Origin of the sequence: Hallella absiana (assembly GCF_025457485.1) — a bacterium.
In the GTDB taxonomy this organism is placed as follows: Bacteria; Bacteroidota; Bacteroidia; order Bacteroidales; family Bacteroidaceae; genus Prevotella; species Prevotella absiana.
On record NZ_JAMXSP010000004.1, the window covers coordinates 40,937 to 58,652 of the forward strand.

At 52.7% G+C, this 17,716-nt stretch carries 18 protein-coding genes; 13 read left to right on the plus strand and 5 right to left on the minus strand.

Going from position 1 to position 17,716, the window contains the following annotated elements:
• Window positions 1-78: 78 nt before the first annotated feature.
• The 3 genes from NG346_RS02945 to NG346_RS02955 are packed head-to-tail and all read right to left on the minus strand — an operon-like array spanning window position 79 to window position 2,157.
• Entirely contained in the window at window positions 79-1,386 is a 1,308-nt protein-coding gene (locus NG346_RS02945; RefSeq protein ID WP_262288282.1) for a UDP-N-acetylmuramoyl-tripeptide--D-alanyl-D-alanine ligase, read from the minus strand.
• Window positions 1,387-1,441: 55 nt separating this feature from the next.
• A complete protein-coding gene (locus tag NG346_RS02950) occupies window positions 1,442-1,888 on the minus strand; it encodes a type II toxin-antitoxin system VapC family toxin (RefSeq protein WP_154534740.1) in 447 nt (148 codons plus the stop codon).
• Window positions 1,885-2,157, minus strand: a complete 273-nt coding sequence (locus NG346_RS02955; protein ID WP_262280626.1) for a hypothetical protein — start codon at window positions 2,155-2,157, stop codon at window positions 1,885-1,887. The genes NG346_RS02950 and NG346_RS02955 overlap by 4 nt, the downstream gene beginning before the upstream one ends.
• Before the next feature lie 146 nt (window positions 2,158-2,303).
• Between NG346_RS02955 and folP the strand changes: the two genes are divergently transcribed.
• The 5 genes from folP (at window position 2,304) to NG346_RS02980 (ending at window position 7,699) form a co-directional block, all read left to right on the plus strand.
• On the plus strand, window positions 2,304-3,146 hold the full coding sequence (gene folP, locus NG346_RS02960; protein ID WP_262288283.1) for a dihydropteroate synthase: 843 nt from the start codon (window positions 2,304-2,306) through the stop codon (window positions 3,144-3,146).
• Window positions 3,147-3,363: 217 nt separating this feature from the next.
• Complete coding sequence (gene cdaA, locus NG346_RS02965) at window positions 3,364-4,140, plus strand: diadenylate cyclase CdaA (RefSeq protein WP_262280628.1); 777 nt, start codon at window positions 3,364-3,366, stop codon at window positions 4,138-4,140.
• A gap of 106 nt (window positions 4,141-4,246) precedes the next feature.
• Window positions 4,247-5,290, plus strand: coding sequence for a phosphate acetyltransferase (gene pta, locus NG346_RS02970; RefSeq protein ID WP_262288284.1), 1,044 nt, complete (start codon window positions 4,247-4,249; stop codon window positions 5,288-5,290).
• Window positions 5,291-5,347: 57 nt separating this feature from the next.
• A complete protein-coding gene (locus NG346_RS02975) occupies window positions 5,348-6,553 on the plus strand; it encodes an acetate/propionate family kinase (RefSeq protein ID WP_154535329.1) in 1,206 nt (401 codons plus the stop codon).
• A 108-nt stretch (window positions 6,554-6,661) separates the two neighbouring features.
• Entirely contained in the window at window positions 6,662-7,699 is a 1,038-nt protein-coding gene (locus tag NG346_RS02980; protein ID WP_262280631.1) for a sugar kinase, read from the plus strand.
• A gap of 756 nt (window positions 7,700-8,455) precedes the next feature.
• On the opposite strand, the gene NG346_RS02985 is transcribed toward NG346_RS02980, so the two are convergent.
• Complete coding sequence (locus NG346_RS02985) at window positions 8,456-9,223, minus strand: UDP-2,3-diacylglucosamine diphosphatase (RefSeq protein WP_262288285.1); 768 nt, start codon at window positions 9,221-9,223, stop codon at window positions 8,456-8,458.
• A 96-nt stretch (window positions 9,224-9,319) separates the two neighbouring features.
• Window positions 9,320-9,640: a metal-sulfur cluster assembly factor gene (locus NG346_RS02990; protein ID WP_262288286.1), complete on the minus strand. Its 321-nt coding sequence runs from the start codon at window positions 9,638-9,640 to the stop codon at window positions 9,320-9,322.
• A gap of 313 nt (window positions 9,641-9,953) precedes the next feature.
• Between NG346_RS02990 and argR the strand changes: the two genes are divergently transcribed.
• Genes argR through NG346_RS03030 form a run of 8 tightly spaced genes read left to right on the plus strand, consistent with a single transcriptional unit; the run spans window position 9,954 to window position 17,706 of the window.
• Window positions 9,954-10,424, plus strand: a complete 471-nt coding sequence (gene argR, locus NG346_RS02995; protein WP_262280634.1) for an arginine repressor — start codon at window positions 9,954-9,956, stop codon at window positions 10,422-10,424.
• Between the two features lie 36 nt (window positions 10,425-10,460).
• The gene (locus tag NG346_RS03000; protein WP_262280635.1) at window positions 10,461-11,063 is read left to right on the plus strand and encodes a GNAT family N-acetyltransferase; all 603 of its coding nucleotides are present in this window, start codon (window positions 10,461-10,463) and stop codon (window positions 11,061-11,063) included.
• Between the two features lie 23 nt (window positions 11,064-11,086).
• Window positions 11,087-12,301: an argininosuccinate synthase gene (locus NG346_RS03005; protein WP_262288287.1), complete on the plus strand. Its 1,215-nt coding sequence runs from the start codon at window positions 11,087-11,089 to the stop codon at window positions 12,299-12,301.
• Between the two features lie 16 nt (window positions 12,302-12,317).
• Window positions 12,318-13,334 carry an N-acetyl-gamma-glutamyl-phosphate reductase gene (gene argC / locus NG346_RS03010; RefSeq protein ID WP_262280637.1) on the plus strand — a complete coding sequence of 339 codons (1,017 nt, stop codon included), beginning with the start codon at window positions 12,318-12,320 and terminating at the stop codon, window positions 13,332-13,334.
• 18 nt (window positions 13,335-13,352) lie between these two features.
• Window positions 13,353-14,495: an aspartate aminotransferase family protein gene (locus NG346_RS03015; RefSeq protein WP_262288288.1), complete on the plus strand. Its 1,143-nt coding sequence runs from the start codon at window positions 13,353-13,355 to the stop codon at window positions 14,493-14,495.
• 48 nt (window positions 14,496-14,543) lie between these two features.
• Window positions 14,544-15,326 (plus strand): pyrroline-5-carboxylate reductase, encoded by a 783-nt coding sequence (proC, locus tag NG346_RS03020; protein ID WP_262288289.1) that lies wholly within the window; start codon window positions 14,544-14,546, stop codon window positions 15,324-15,326.
• A 6-nt stretch (window positions 15,327-15,332) separates the two neighbouring features.
• Entirely contained in the window at window positions 15,333-16,403 is a 1,071-nt protein-coding gene (gene proB, locus NG346_RS03025) for a glutamate 5-kinase (protein ID WP_262280640.1), read from the plus strand.
• Window positions 16,404-16,458: 55 nt separating this feature from the next.
• A complete protein-coding gene (locus tag NG346_RS03030; RefSeq protein WP_262288290.1) occupies window positions 16,459-17,706 on the plus strand; it encodes a glutamate-5-semialdehyde dehydrogenase in 1,248 nt (415 codons plus the stop codon).
• Window positions 17,707-17,716 lie beyond the last annotated feature (10 nt).

The following is a 17,716-nucleotide window of genomic DNA, read 5'->3' on the forward strand; positions in this document are numbered from 1 at the left end:
CCATAAAAAAAGCCTGGGAGAAGCAAGATGGTACTTTCCCAGACTTGAAAAAATAGTGTGGTGCTCAGTGCTTAGGATCTACAACAGTTCGGGCAGTTGGAAAAGTTTGATGCCGTTGCTGCCCTTGACAAGAATGTAGTAGCCCTGCGGCTGTTCCTTGGCAATGGCGGTCTTAACCTCTTCGACATCCCGGAACTTGCGGAAGTCGCAGTCGGTCTTACCAAATTCCTCACCAACGAGCCAAACCTTCGCAAAGTCGTCTTTCCGAAGCATGTCCACGACCTTTTGGTGTTCTTCCCGGCTCACGCTTCCGAGCTCACGCATGTCGCCGAGGATCACCATCTTGGGTTGCTTGACCGTGATGCGCTGGAAGTTGTCGAGGGCAGCGGCCATACTTGTAGGGTTGGCATTGTAGGCGTCGACGATGAGCCAGTTGTGAGCAGTCTGCTCCAATTGCGAGCGATTGTTGCTGGGTTGATAGCTTTCGAGAGCGTGGCAGATCTGCTGCGGAGCCACGCCAAAGTGCAATCCTACGGCAATGGCGGCCAGCATATTGTCCATATTGTAAGTACCGACAAGATGCGTGTGTACCTCATAGACATTGGGCTGCCCGTCGACATGCCAGCTGAAGGAGAGGAATGGCTCGCACACGCCTACTTCGCCCTGCACCTGTGCGTCGCCGTCGGTGCCGTAGCTGACGATGCGCTCCAACTCACGTTGCTGCGCCATGTCGACAAGATGCTCGTTACTGGTATTGAGGAAGACAAGTCCATCGTGGGCTTTGAGGAAGTCATAGAGCTCGCCCTTGGTTTTCATCACGCCCTCAAACGAGCCGAAGCCCTGCAAGTGAGCGCGGCCCACGTTGGTGATCAGTCCGCATGTCGGCTCAACATATTCGACCAGTTTTTTGATATCTCCTGGATGCGAGGCTCCCATTTCCACCACTGCGATCTCGTCTTCAGCGGTAAGTCTCAACAGCGTCTTGGGCACGCCCACGTCGTTGTTGTAGTTGGCCTCGGTGTGCATCACGCGGTATTTCTCAGCGAGCACGGCCGAGACGAGCTCTTTGGTTGTGGTCTTTCCATTGGTGCCGGTGATACCGATGACAGGAATAGAGAACTGCCGACGGTGCTCCCGTGCCAGCTCCTTATAGGCGGTGAGGCAGTCGTCGACAAGGATGAAGCGTTCGTCGCCCTCCTCGGCGTATTCCTTCTCATCAACAACGGCATAACTGCATCCTTTCTCGAGTGCGCTCTTGGCGAATTTGTTTCCATCGAACGACGCACCTTTCAGCGCGATGAAGATACTTCCCTGAGGGCAGTCGCGGCTGTCGGTGGTCACCTGCGGATGCTGCAGGTAGAGCTGATATAATTCTTTTGCGTTCATAGTCGTGGGAAATGTGTTGATTCGTAGTCTCTATTTTCTTATAAGCACCTTTATGTTACTCTTCTATTTGAGCTTTTGCAAAATCTTCTGGGGAACAGATAATAATTGTGTCACAAGCGGGAAAATCTTTCAAGTTAATGGTAACGATGTAGTCACAATCGTTCTCCAAAGCACAATAATACTGAAAACTATCTTCTATATCTTTGAAATTCTCATCTTTCAATGCTATAGCCGTCTGATCGTGTGATATGTCTACAATCTGAATATATGTCTCTAATTCAATGAGTAAGCGTCTAATCATGTTTCTCTTCTCTGGCTCGTGGATGTTATTCTGCTTCAATCTGAGTCCAAGAAGATATGCTATTGTTGACAGAGAAATTGTAGAGATACAAGCTTCGAGCAAGCCCAATTGGGCGGCTCGCATGATCTTTCTAACTGCAACATAATGCGTCCTCTGTGTAAGGAACTCCATGACTATATTTGTGTCAAGAAAGACTCTCATAGATATTCTTCGTATTTCTGACTCAAATAATGTTCCTTCATTTTCTCGTCGTCACCGGGCATAGTCTGTGAAAAGAGATCCATAAACTTGTCTGTAGGCAATGGACCGTCGTCAACATGGATTTTCTTAGTCGTCATGGCCTTAGCTCCATGTCTCTTCTGCCAAGAAAGCTTTTTCAAGTATTCCAAAGCCTTCCGGAGGTAATCCTCACTATCTGCGAGATAGTTGAGATTACTATGGATTTCTGCATTGAGTTGTAGCGTTGTCATTACAATTCCTTTCTTTGCTGCAAATATACGAAAACAATTTTAAATCTCATGGGATCAGACCGAAAAAACAACACAATTATTTGCATGATAGCGGAGAAATAGGTACATTTGCAAATAGTGTACACGATTTAGAAGTAATTACATTCATGAACTATACTATTAACGTGCGGGGGCGGCTGCTCTCGCTGACCCATCCTCAGGTGATGGGTATCCTCAATGTCACCCCCGACTCCTCCTATTGTGGAAGCCGCAAACAGACTGAGCGCGAGATCGCTGACCGCGCCAACGAGATCATCGCACAGGGAGGAACCATCATCGACGTAGGAGCTTTCTCTACACGACCCGGTGCACAGGAGGTGAGCGAGGAAGAGGAAGCCCGCAGACTGAAGTGGGCGCTGGGCATTGTGCGCCGTGAGCAGCCCGACGCTCCCGTGTCGGTGGATACCTACCGCCCGCTTGTAGCCCGCCAGTGCATTGAGGACTGGGGGGCCGACATCATCAACGACGTGTCGGAAGGTGGTCTTACCGGTATCGTCAACACGCCGATACACGAGACTGGCAGCATGTTTGAGGTGGTGGGACAACTGCGCGTCCCGTACATCCTCATGTCTGTAAAGCCCGATATCACGAGCATGATGCAGGCTTTCAGCCGTGAGGTGCAGCAACTGCGCGATTTAGGTGCACGTGACATCATCCTCGACCCGGGCTATGGCTTCGGCAAGACTTTGGAGCAGAACTATGCTGTCTTGCGCGATGCCGACAAGCTCTTGGCGCTCGACCTGCCTGTACTCACGGGAGTGTCGCGCAAGTCTATGATCTTTAAGCTCGTCGGTGGCGACCCGACGACATCTCTCAACGGCACCACAGCCATCCACGCCATTGCGTTGATGAAGGGCTCTTCCATCCTGCGCGTTCATGATGTGAAGGAAGCCGTAGAGTGCGTGAAGATATACGATGAAATGTTGAGTGTCGAATGGTCTCAATGTTGAGTGTCGAATGGTCTCAATGTTGAGTGTCGAATGGTCTCAATGTTGAGTGTTGAATGATGAATGTTGAATGACCTCCACCCGGAGCACTGATTTATACATTATTATTTCTACACTATACATTATACATTAATCATTTCTACACTATACATTATACATTAATCATTTCTACACTATACTATACATTAATCATTTCTACACTATACATTATACATTACTTATGTTTTTTGAGTTTGGAATCAAGGATGTCATAGACATCTTTCTGGTCGCCCTGATGCTTTACTACATCTACCGGCTGATGAAGGAGAGCCGTTCGCTGAACGTGTTCTATGGCATCATCGTGTTTGTACTCATCTGGCTCTTTGTCTCCCAAGTGTTGGAGATGAAGCTTTTGGGCAGCATCCTCAGCCAGTTGGCCAGCGTGGGAGTCATCGGTCTGATCGTACTGTTCAAGGAAGAGATACGAAAGTTTCTCTATCAGTTGGGGGCCCATCAGCGCGTGAAGAGCGTCATGCGTTTCTTCTCTCAACGCAAGGACAACGGGCAGGACGAAGACAAGGAGACCATCATGCCGATCGTATGGGCTTGCATGGACATGGCAAAGAAAAAAGTCGGTGCCCTCATTGTCATCGAGCGGGCCACACCGCTCGACGACATCGTGCAAACCGGCGAGCAGATCGACGCGCGCGTCAATAAGTTGTTGATAGAGAACATCTTCTTCAAGAACTCTCCGCTCCACGACGGTGCCATGATTGTGTCGAAGAAGCGTATCAAAGCCGCTGGCTGCATTCTGCCCGTGAGCCACAACATGGACATCCCGAAGGAGCTGGGCCTTCGCCACCGTGCCGCCATGGGCATCTCGCAGGACTCCGACGCCATCGCAGTGGTAGTCTCAGAAGAGACCGGACGCATCAGCGTGGCCATCAAAGGGCAGTTCCGCCTGCGTCTCTCCGCTGAGGAGCTCGAGAGCATACTCGCCAGAGAGATGATAGGTTAACAAAGGCTTTTTTATTTATTGATTTGTTGCCGTCTGTTTGGTCACCTCGCAAAGATTCCGTAACTTTGTAACATCGACATACCAAAACTAATATATTACCGACACTATGAGTTTATTAGAGCAAATTGTTGCGCGTGCTAAAGCTAACAAGCAGCGCATCGTGCTCCCCGAAGCTGAAGAGGAGCGCACTCTGAAGGCTGCCGACCGCGTACTGGCCGACGACCTGGCCGACCTGATCTTGATCGGCAATCCCGAAAACATCCGTAAGGAAGCCAAAGAGTGGGGCCTCACCAACATCGACAAGGCTACCATCGTCGACCCGCTGCACTGCGAGAAGACCGAAGAGTATGCTACCCTGCTGGCTGAGCTTCGCAAGAAAAAGGGCATGACCGTCGAGCAGGCCCGCGAGCTGGTAACGAAGAACAACCTCTATCTTGGCTGCATGATCATCAAGACCGGTGACGCCGACGGACAGATCTCCGGCGCACTGAGCACTACGGGCGACACGCTGCGTCCGGCTCTGCAGATCATCAAATGCGCTCCGGGCGTCACTTGCGTCAGCGGTGCTATGCTGCTCATCACCGACCAGAAGCAATATGGCGAGGACGGCATCGTGGTTATGGGCGACGTAGCTGTCACTCCTAATCCTACCGCTGACCAGCTGGCTCAGATTGCTTACTGCACCGCCGATACCGCAAAGAGCGTGGCAGGCATCAAGGATCCGCGTGTGGCCATGCTGAGCTTCTCCACCAAAGGCTCTGCCAAGGATGCCAAGGACAAGACTACAGGCAAGAGCGTCTATATCATCGACAAGGTCGTCGACGCCACAAAGATCGCTCACGAGAAATATCCAGAGTTGAAAGTCGACGGCGAGTTGCAGGCCGACGCCGCACTCGTTCCCTCTGTGGGCGAGTTCAAGGCACCGGGCTCTCCTATCGCCGGACATGCCAATGTGCTCGTAGTGCCTAACCTCGAAGTGGGCAACATCGGCTACAAGCTCGTTCAGCGTCTTGGTGGCGCCATCGCCATCGGTCCTATCCTACAGGGTATTGCCCGTCCGGTCAACGACCTGAGCCGCGGATGCTCTGTCGATGACATCTACTACATGGTCGCCATCACGTCATGCCAGGCAATGGATGCCAAGAAATGATGAATGCTTCCAACATTCAACATTGATATTACTCACCATTCAACACTCAACATTAAGATGAAGATTTTGGTTCTGAACTGCGGTAGCAGTTCCATTAAGTACAAATTATACGACATGACCGACGAGAGCGTTCTCGCACAGGGTGGCGCAGAGCGCATCGGTCTCGACGAGGCTTTTGTCAAAGTGACGCTGAAAGACGGCTCAAAGGAAAAGATCATGCACGACATGCCGTCGCACAAAGAAGGTGTGAAATTCGTGCTTGACCTCCTCGTGGATCCCAAGTACGGCTGCCTGAAGAGCCTCGACGAGATCGACGCTGTGGGACACCGTATCGTGCAGGGCGGCGACCTCTTTGAGAAGAGTTGTATCGTCACTCCCGAGGTGGAGAAAGGCATTGAGAGCCTCATCGACCTTGCGCCGGTGCACAACAAGGGCCACTTGGCAGGCCTCCGCGCTGTTGATGCCCTCATGCCCGGTACACCGCAGGTGACCGTGTTCGACAATGCATTCCACAGCACCATGCCGCCGTATGCTTATCTCTACGCTGTGCCCTACGAGTTCTATACCAAGTGGCACGTACGCCGCTATGGTTTCCACGGCACCTCTCACCGCTATGTCTCTCAGCGCGTGTGCGAGTTCCTCGGCGTGGACATCAAGACACAGAAGATCATCACCTGCCACATCGGCAATGGCGCCAGCGTGGCTGCCGTGAAGTATGGCAAGGTCATCGACACCTCCATGGGTCTGACTCCTTTGGCCGGACTGATGATGGGCAGCCGCTCTGGCGACATCGACCCGTCTGCTGTCACCTATCTGATGCAGAAGACCGGCATGGGACCACAGGAGATGGCCGACTTCCTCAACAAGCAGAGCGGTGTGCTCGGCATCACGGGCATCTCCAGCGATATGCGTGAGATCGAGAATGCCGACAACGAAGGCAACGAGCGCGCTCATCTCGCACTGCAGATGTACAACTACCGCATCAAGAAATACATCGGTGCATACGCTGCTGCCATGAACGGTGTCGACATTATCGTGTGGACTGCCGGCGTGGGCGAGAACCAGGAAGGCGTGCGCTGGGATGCCTGCTCCGGTCTGGAATACCTCGGCGTGAAGATGGACAAGGAGCGCAACCACGTACGCTCAAAGGAGCAGATCCTCTCTGCCGACGATTCCAAGGTGAAGGTGGTGATGATTCCTACCGACGAGGAGATTGTCATTGCCCGCGACACCCGTGACCTCGTAGAGGCACAGAAGAAGTAATATCGCAACCAACTCAAAGGCGGACGCTCACGACGGGCTGTCCGCCTTTTTTAGTTTTATATTATCAAGCAAGTTTTCTGCCAAGTAATAATAAGGAGAGTAAAGGATATGAAGATTGTTACATTCGGAGAAATCATGTTGCGCCTGTCCAAGCATGGTGCCATGAGGCTGACACAGGGTAACTCTTTCGATGCCAACTATGGAGGTTCTGAGGCCAACGTGGCAGTGAGCCTGGCAATGCTCGGCGACGACGTGGAGTATGTCACCCGTGTACCCGACAATGCCATCGGCGAGGCGGCACTCATGCACCTCAGGGAATACGGTGTCGACGTACGCCATTCGGTGAAGGGTGGCAAACGTCTGGGCACCTACTATTTCGAGCCTTCTGCAGCCATGCGATCGTCGAGAGTGGTCTATGACCGCGATGACTCTGCTTTCAACACCTTGTCGTTCGGCGACATCGACTGGGCACCAATATTGAAGGAGGTAGGATTGTTTCATTGTTCGGGAATCACCTGCGCTACGAGTCAGGCTGCTCTCGACACCACGATGGATGCCGTGCGCCGAGCCTTTGAGAGTGGCGTAGAACTCACCTGCGACATCAACTACCGCGCCAACCTGTGGAAATATCCGGGTGCCAACGCCCGCAAAGCCCTCGACGAACTCATGCAGTACAGCTCGTTTATCTTTGGCGATCAGAACGAGTGGTACGTAGCCAGCGGCCTCGATCCCATTCCTTTCACTGCTTTGGATGAGAGCTATCAGTTTGACCTGGACGCTTACCGTCGCTATTTCGACCAGCTTCACAAGATGTTCCCGCGGGCTGAGCGCATGCTCATGGCACACCGCAACCAACTCTCGTTCCAGCATCATGTCAATGCCGGAGTGCTGTGGGCAAACGGTGAAATCTACACTTCGCGCATCTACGACATCCGGCCTATAGTAGACCAGATGGGCGTGGGCGACGCATGGGTAGCCGCGTTTATCCATGCACGCCACCGCTGGCCCGACGACGACCGCCACTGTCTGGAGTTCTCCACAGCTGCCGCGTCGCTGAAAAATACTGTTTCCGGTGATCAGAACTTAGTGAGCGAGCAGGAGATCCTTGCAGCAATGCATGGAGGCAACGGCCGCATCGACCGCTAAGAAAGGCCTTTGAAAACGTCAAAATGCCGGAACAGAATGATCCTCCCAGTATCCTTGCACATATTGATACTGTCTTTGGACAAGAGAGGCTGAACTGTTGCGTCCACTCTTGACTTGGATAATATCTTACAAAAAGTAAAAAGCCTTGTCAATAGAAGCTTTCGAAATAGAAAGCAAAAATGGGGACTACTGACAGAAACCGACGAAAAAAGGCGTTGAAGAACCAACCTGACCGTATCATCTCGGCGAGATGAGTCGCTCATCTCGGCGAGATGATGCGGTCATCTCGGCGAGATTGCTCAGTCATCTCGGCGAGATGACATGGTAAAAGTCCGTTTTTTAAGCGTTAAGGAAAAGTTTTCAAAATAGTATCTTCACAACGCGCTGATTAATAAGCATTTACTATTTTTGCTTAAAATACCGTTCTTTCAGAGCAATTATTGCATTGCTTCCTAAAAATCGATTCTCAGAGAAGGTTAGAGATAAAAAATATTGATATTATACAATAGCTATCTCGTTCACTCCTACAATCATTTATCAATTTGGAAACCGGGAAATCCCGAAAAAGATCGTATACGACGGCCGTCCTACTTTTTTGTTTGGGCATGACGATCATCCCGTTTTCCGTGACGGCTGCTTTTGTCTATTGGTTAAACCGCGACGACAATTCTGCATATCCGTGACGACCGCTCTGCTTGATTGTTCCGGTCTCACGTATCGTTTACGCTGTCATTTTTCTCTGTCAGACAACGTTCATTACGGTCTGCTTTCCCCCTCGACATATTCCTCAAGCAGCAGATGCTCGCCGTCGAAGACTGCATAGGTGAACTGCGAGATCCAATCGCCGAGAATCAGCATTCGTGCCTTGCGGTTGAGCGTCAGCTCCAGTTCTATATGGCGATGACCATAGATGAAATAGTCGATGTCGGGATGCGTCTTCATGTATTCCTTTGTCCACAACACCAGATACTCTTTGTCCTCACCCATATAGGGAGGCTCCTTTCCGTCGGCGCGTTTCAGACGGCTGTGCTTAGCCCAGTTGAGACCCAACTGCATGCCCCACCAGGGATGGAAGAAGTTGAGCAGACGCTGACAACCGCGGTTGTGGAAGATCTTGCGCAGGAGTTTGAACTTGTTGTCAGGGTCACCCAAGCCGTCGCCATGCGCCAGATAGAACTCCTTGCCGTAGATTTCCGTCGTCAGCGGATTGCGGTGAAGGATCACGCCACACTCCTCTTCAAGATAGCCATACGTCCATATATCATGATTGCCGGTGAAGAAATGCACTTCCACGCCCATGTCGGTCAACTCCGAGATCTTGCCTAAGAAACGCGTAAAGCCCTTCGGCACCACATATTTATACTCGTTCCAAAAGTCAAACATGTCGCCGAGCAGATACACGGCAGCCGCCTTGTCCTTGATGCTGTCAAGGAAACGCACCAAGCGTCGCTCTTGGGTACGGCGGTGAGGAATAGCCAGCGACCCCAAGTGCGCGTCGGACAAAAAGTATATGTTCTTTCTCATAGCTGTCAAAAATTTGTTAGACATTCAATTTCCTTCTTCACTCAACATTCAACATTGTGTTCATTCAACACTCAACATTGAACCTTCAGCATAGCCTTAGTCCAGTCCCAACTCCACCTTTGCTTCTTCGCTCATCATGCTCTGATCCCAGACAGGCTCAAAGACCAGGTTGACATTGGCGGCTTTCACACCCTCAACGCTCTCTACTTTTGTGCGGACGTCCTCAAGAATGAAGTCTGCGGCGGGGCAGGATGGAGCCGTGAAAGTCATGTCCATGTCGACAGTGCCGTCGTCTTTCACGTCTATCTTATAAATCATGCCAAGGTTCCAAATGTCTACCGGAATCTCAGGATCGTACACTGTTTTCAGCACATCCACGATGCGCTCCTCTATCTTTGTCTTTTCTTCTTGTTTCATCTTCCAAACGATTATATTATATAATGTGTATAGTTGATGTTGCGAATTTAATAAAAAGTTTCCAATCTGCCAAAGAAAAGCAAGCTTTAGCGCTAAAATCTTAATAGACATCTCAACTCTGTACTATCAAGAAGCCTGCACACTGCCATGCTCCCAAACACTTGGTGAAATGATAATAATGGATAAATATAAGTAAACGTATACATCTTCTACATCAAAATATCATTGTTTTTAATAGAAAAGTAAGATATTATTTGGTCTATACGATTATTTTGCGTATTTTTGCAACCATAAAAGAATAAATATCCAATATATGAAGACAAAAGACCGACGGCTCGAAGCTATCAAGCTGATCATCTCCAGTAAGGAGATAGGCAGCCAGGAAGAATTGCTGGATGAACTAAAGGAAGAAGGCTTTCTGCTCACCCAAGCCACACTGAGCCGTGACCTCAAGCAGCTGAAAGTCGCCAAGGCTGCCAGCATGAACGGACATTACGTCTATGTGCTGCCCAACGAAACGATGTACAAGCGCGTGCACAAACCGCTGCCTGCCAGAGAAATGATGGGAGCCTCCGGCTTTCAATCGATACGCTTCTCACGCAACATTGGTGTCATCCGCACCCGACCGGGATATGCCAGCTCCATTGCATATAACATCGACAACAGCGACATCCCTGAGATACTGGGCACCATCGCCGGTGACGACACCATCATCATCGTCCTCAAAGAGGGTACGGACAGAAAAGCCATTTCAGAATGCCTCAACGACATCATGCTGGAATAAACATTCGGACAAGACAAGATTATAGATAACAACACCATGGAAGAAATCAAAGTGATGGTGGCCGACGAAAGTCATATCAAATATGTCGACACCATACTGAAAACCATCGCCGACGCAGCAAAGGTCCGCGGCACCGGCATCGCCAAGCGCTCGCCGGAGTACGTGGCTACGAAGATGAAAGAGGCAAAGGCGGTCATCGCTTTGCAAGGCGAGAAATTCGCCGGATTCAGTTACATCGAGACCTGGGGCAACAAGCACTATGTCACCACCTCGGGACTGATTGTTCATCCCGACTTCCGAGGAATGGGAGTCGCCAAGCGCATCAAGAACCTCACCTTCACCCTCGCACGCGTCCGATGGCCCCATGCCAAGATCTTCTCGCTGACCAGCGGCTCTGCGGTGATGAAGATGAACACGCAGCTGGGATACCTTCCGGTGACTTTCAACGACCTCACCGATGACGAGAGCTTCTGGCGAGGATGTGAGGGATGCATCAACAGCGACATCCTACACCGCACCAACCGCCGCTACTGCATCTGCACCGCCATGCTCTTCGATCCGGAAGAGCAACTGCCTGCACGTATACCAGAATCTGTGCGCGAGCGCATTCGCCAAATAGACGGAAATAACAATGTTTGATAATTAAATAAGGAGAAAAAGATATGGAACAGAAGAAGGGCGCCAAGTCTGTCGTCGTCGCATTTTCCGGCGGACTGGACACATCATACACAGTCATGAAACTCACCCAAGAGGGATGGGACGTATACGCTGCATGCGCCAACACAGGTGGATTCAGTGCTGAGCAGCTGAAGAAAAACGAGGAGAACGCTTACAAGCTCGGTGCTAAGAAATACGTCACACTCGACGTGACGCATGAGTACTATGAGAAGAGCTTGAAATATATGATCTTCGGCAACGTGCTGCGCAACAACTGCTATCCTATCTCGGTCAGCTCTGAGCGTATCTTCCAGGCCATCGCCATCGCACGATACGCCAAGGAGATCGGTGCTGACGCCATTGCGCACGGTTCTACTGGTGCCGGCAACGACCAGATACGTTTCGACATGACTTTCCTTGTCATGGCACCCGGTGTGAAGATCATCACGCTCACCCGTGACCACGCCCTCTCGCGTAAAGAGGAAGTAGACTACCTCAACGAGCACGGCTTCTTTGCTGACTTCACCAAGCTGAAGTATTCCTATAATGTTGGCATCTGGGGCACGAGTATCTGCGGTGGCGAGCTCCTCGACCCTACACAAGGACTGCCCGAGGAGGCTTATCTCAAGCATGTCACCGCCAAAGAACCGGAAGCCGAACTGCGCATCACGTTCAAGGAGGGCGAGATCGCCGCTGTCAATGGCAAAGAGTATGCCGACAAGGTGGAGGCTATTCAGGCGATCGAGGCCATCGGTGCCAGCTATGCTATCGGCCGCGACTGCAATGTCGGCGATACGATCATCGGCATCAAGGGACGCGTCGGCTTTGAGGCTGCCGCTCCGAAGCTGATCATCGAGGCACACCGCCTGCTCGAAAAGTCTACGCTCTCGAAATGGCAGCAGTACTGGAAAGACCAGATTGGCAACTGGTACGGCATGTTCCTGCACGAAAGCCAGTATCTCGAACCCGTCATGCCCGACATGGAGGCTTTCCTCACCAGCAGCCAGCGTCACGTCAACGGTACGGCTATCCTCAAACTGCGTCCTTACAGCTTTGAAACTGTAGGCGTAGACTCGCCTGACGACCTCACAAAGTCGAAACTCGGTGAGTATGGTGAGATGCAGCACGGCTGGACAGCCGACGATGCCAAAGGCTTCATCAAAGTGCTCTCTACACCGCTGCGCGCCTACTATGGCATGCATCCGGGAGAAAGAGAATAAAAAGAGAGGAAAGATCATGATAAGAATAGGAATACTTGGCGGTGCCGGCTATACGGCAGGAGAACTCATCCGCCTGCTCATCAACCATCCCGAGGCAAAGCTCGTCTTCGTCAACAGTGAGAGCAACGCCGGAAACCTCATCACCGACGTGCACGAGGGACTCTACGGCGATACCGACCTGCGCTTCACCAGCGAGATGCCCTTCGACGATGTCGACGTGCTCTTCTTCTGCTTCGGCCACGGCAAGAGCGAGCGTTTCCTGGCAGAGCACGACGTGCCTGCAAAGGTGAAGATCATCGATCTGGCGCAGGACTTCCGCCTTGCGCCATCCGCCGGACAGCCCGCTGACGAGGTCGCTGCCACAAAGCCCACACCGGCTGTGCACGATTTTGTCTATGGTCTGCCCGAGATCAACCGCGAGCGCATCCGCGCTGCACGCCATGTAGCCAATCCCGGTTGCTTTGCCACGTGCATCCAGCTCGGCTTGCTGCCTGCCGCAAAGATGGGGCTCATCACTTCCGCTGTCAGCGTCAACGCCATCACGGGCAGTACGGGAGCCGGCGTAAAGCCCGGTGCTACCACCCATTTCTCATGGCGCAACAACAACCTGAGCATCTACAAGGCTTTCACTCACCAGCATATCCCAGAGATACGCCAAAGCGTCACCCAGGTGCAGGGACATCTCGAAGCCGACATCGACTTCATCCCCTACCGGGGTGACTTCGCCCGCGGCATCTTTGCCACTGAGGTCATCCGCACCGATAAGGACGCTGAGACGGTCGTTCAGGGATATAAGGATTTCTACGAGGGTGAGCCCTTTACACACTATGTCGACAAGCCGCTCGACCTGAAGCAGGTGGTCAACACCAACAAGGCTCTCGTCCACTGCGACGTCATAGACGGCAAACTCCTCGTCACCTCCTGCATCGACAACCTGCTCAAGGGAGCCGTCGGTCAGGCTGTGGAGAACATGAACCTGATGTTTGGACTCGACGAGACCACAGGACTGAAACTTAAGCCGTCGGCATTCTAACTAAATAAAAACAAAAGTATGAAACTATTCGACGTTTATCCGTTATACGATATCAACATTGTCAAGGGAAAGGGCGTCCATGTGTGGGACGACAAAGGGCAGGAGTATCTCGACCTCTACGGCGGACACGCTGTCATCAGCATCGGTCACTGCCATCCCCACTATGTCGACATGCTCACCAAGCAACTCAACCAGCTTGGATTCTACTCCAACAGTGTCATCAACCTGCTACAGCGACAGCTTGCCGAGCGGCTGGGCAAGATCTGCGGCTACGACGACTATCAGCTCTTCCTGATCAACAGTGGAGCTGAGGCCAACGAGAATGCGCTGAAACTTGCCAGCTTCCACAATGGCCGCACACGTGTGCTCTCTGCCGAGAAGGCTTTCCATGGACGTACCTCACTGGCCGTGGAGGTGACGGGTAATCCGAAGATAGTAGCGCCTATCAACGACAATGGTCATGTGACCTTCCTGCCCTACAACGATTTGGAGGCGTGGGAGCGTGAGCTTGCCAAGGGCGATGTATGCGCCTGCATACTGGAGTGCATCCAAGGAGTGGGCGGCTGCAATGTCGCTACCAAGGAGTTTGCCCAAGGGCTCGCCAAGGCCTGCAAGAAATATGGCGCTGTGCTCATCTGCGACGAGATACAGTGTGGCTACGGACGGTCGGGAAAGTTCTTTGCCCATCAATGGCTCGGCATACGTCCCGACCTCATCACCGTCGCCAAGGGCATCGGCAATGGTTTCCCCATGGCCGCCGTGCTCATCTCGCCGGAGTTCCAGCCCGTCTACGGACAGTTAGGCACTACGTTTGGCGGCAACCACCTGGCTTGTACGGCCGCATTGGCCGTGCTCGACGTCTTCGAGCAGGAACATCTCGTGGACAATGCCCATGAGGTGGGCGAATATTTCATCGACGAGCTGAAGCAACTGCAAAAGACCGAGCCGCATATCAAGGAAGTGCGTGGGCGCGGACTGATGATTGGACTCGTGCTCGACGTACCGCAGAAAGAGGTCCGCAGCAAGCTCATCTACGAGCAACACGTCTTCACGGGTGCTGCCGGCACCGACGTACTGCGCATCCTTCCGCCGCTTTGCCTGACCAAGGCCGATGCCGACGACTTCATCTATCGTCTCAAGCGCGTCTTCGCCGGCATGTAGGAAATCTGTTAGATAGTACTATATATAATAAGGTATACCATTCATATTATGAGAATCGCAGTAATTGGAGCCGGTGAGATGGGCGGAGCCTTTGTCACCGGCTTATTGAAGACCGACTTGTTCAAGCCCGATGACATCACCGTGTCCAATCCTCATGAAGGCAAACTCAAACCGTTTGCCGAGCAGGGCACCAGCGTGACCACCGACAATAAAATGGCGGCCGCCTTGGCTGACATCGTCGTACTCGCCGTGAAGCCTAAGGTGGTGAAAGGCGTCATCGACGAGATCAAAGAGGAACTCGAATATAGCGAGCAGACCATCGTGAATATGGCTGCCAGCATCAAGCTCGATCAGCTGGAGACATGGCTCATCAGCGGTGGAGACGTGCCGCCCATCTGGCAGGCAATCCCTAATATTGGCATCGCCCACCGACAGTCGATGACTTTTCTCTCACCAAACGACAAGGCGGCAGCAAACCCGAAACGTGTAATCGACATCTTCAACGCTTTGGGCAAGACCATGGTCGTCGACGAGGATCTCTTGGGAGCTGGAACGGCAATGGCAGGATGCGGCATTGCCTACGTACTGCGTTTCATCCGGGCAGCTTCCGAGGCCGGCGTGGAACTGGGCTTCAAGGCCGATGATGCCAAGGACATCGTGCTTCAGACCATCAAAGGCGCTGGCTCGCTGCTTGCCGACGGCAGTCATCCCGAAGCTGAGATCGACAAGGTGACCACGCCCGGAGGTATGACCATCAAAGGGCTGAACACGCTGGAGGCCAACGGATTCACCAACGCTGTGATTGAAGGCTTCAAAGGCAGTTTGAAATAACGACCAATGAAAAGAATAGTTGTGAAAGTGGGCAGCAACGTGCTCACACGTGATGACGGCAAACTCGACGTGACGAGGATGTCGGCCATCGTCGACCAGATCGTATGGCTAAGGCACCACGACTACGAGGTCATCCTCGTGTCGTCGGGTGCCATGGCGTGCGGCCGCAACGAGATCGATGTGGAGCACCGGCTCGACAGCGTGGAGCAGCGACAGCTCTTCTCTGCTCTCGGCCAAGTGAAACTCGTGGGACTCTACTACGATCTCTTCCGTGAATACGGTTGCCATGTGGGCCAGGTGCTCACGATGAAGGAGAGCTTCTCCACACGTGGGCAGTATCTCAACCAGCGGGCTTGTATGCAGGTGATGCTTGAAAACGGCGTCATCCCCATTGTCAATGAGAACGACACGGTGAGCGTCACCGAGCTGATGTTCACCGACAACGACGAGCTCTCGGGGCTCATCGCCTCCATGATGGACTGCGACACGCTCGTCATTCTCAGCAATGTCGACGGCATCTACAACGGAGACCCGAAGGAACCCGGCACGCGTGTCATCCCGATGGTCAACTACGACCGCGATTTAGGCGAGTACATCATCAACCAGAAAAGTGGCTTCGGTCGTGGAGGTATGGTCACGAAGGCACATATCGCCGGCAAGGTAGCCGATGAGGGCATCAAGGTGATTATCGCCAATGGAAAGACCGACAACATCCTCGTTGAACTGGCACAGCATCCGCAGCAGACCATGCACACGGAATTCCGGCCCAACCCCAATCCCACGTCTACCGTGAAAAAGTGGATTGCACACAGCGAGAGCTTTGCCAAAGGTGTCGTCTACGTCAACGCCAAGGCTGCTGAAGCACTGCGCGGCAAGCAGGCCGTGAGCCTGTTGCTCGTCGGCGTGACGAAGATTGAGGGTGATTTTGAGGAAGGCGACATCGTGAGCATCGTCGATGAACAGAAGAATCTTGTCGCCGTGGGACGCAGTGCCTACAACGCTGATGAGGCCCGTGCCAATATCGGTAAGCACGAGGTCCGGCCTCTTGTACACTACGATTATATGTACATGGAGTGAAGCCACATATATGTGGAGATTGAAAACACCTATATATAATAAGGAGTAAAACACTATGTTAGAAGATATATTCCGCCGGGTCAAGCGGGCCAGTAAGTCTCTTGCCAACATGGATGATGCCTTGCGCAACCGGCTACTGTGCCTCGTAGCCGATGCCATCGAGAAGGAAACAGAGACTTTGCTGGCGGCCAACCGTGAGGATTTGGCGCTGATGAACAAGAGCAATCCTATGTATGACCGGTTGCAGTTGACGCCAGCCCGGCTGAAGGAGATTGCCGACAACATGCGCCATGTGGCCACGTTGCCCTCGCCCTTGGGCAAAGTGCTCAAGCACAAGACGCTGCCCAATGGCCTGGATCTCCGCCGCGTGAGTGTACCCTTTGGCGTCATCGGCGTGGTCTATGAGGCAAGGCCTAACGTCACCTTCGACGTCTTTGCACTCTGTCTGAAGAGTGGCAATGCCAGCATCCTGAAGTGCGGCAAGGACGCCATCCGCTCATGCCAGACCGGTGTCGATCTCATCCACCGTGTGCTAAAGTCGGTGCATGTCAATCCCGACATCGTTGCGCTTCTCCCTGCCACACATGAGGCGACGGCGGCATTGCTCCAGGCTGTAGGCTATGTCGACCTTTGCATTCCACGTGGCGGCAAGCGCCTCATCAGCTTTGTACGCGACACGGCAAAGGTTCCGGTCATCGAGACGGGGGCTGGCGTCGTGCACTGCTATTTCGACAAGCGGGGCGACGTGGCCATGGGACAACGCATCATTGACAATGCCAAAACGCGCCGCTGCTCGGTATGCAATGCCCTTGACTGTCTGATCATCCATGCTTCACGGCTGAGCGATCTGCCGGAGCTGGTCAAGCCTTTGGCCGATAAGCAGGTGAAGCTCCATGCCGATCCGCGTGCCTACGCAGCACTGCAAGGACACTATCCCGCCGACCTCCTTGTTCCTATTACCAATGATGACGAGTGGAAAACCGAGTGGCTGAGTATGCAGATGGGCATCAAGACTGTCGACTCCATCGACGAGGCGCTTGAGCATATCGACACTTACGGTAGTGGGCACAGCGAGAGCATCGTCACCGACGACCAGGCTGCCGCCCTGCATTTCCAGCAAGCCGTTGATGCCGCCTGCGTCTATGTCAATGCACCCACGAGTTTCACCGACGGTGCGCAGTTTGGCCTTGGTGCCGAGATTGGCATCAGCACGCAGAAGCTGGGGGCCCGCGGACCTATGGCATTGGAGGAGATGACCACCTACAAGTGGCTTATCAATGGCAACGGACAAGTGCGGCCCTAACGGCTAACAC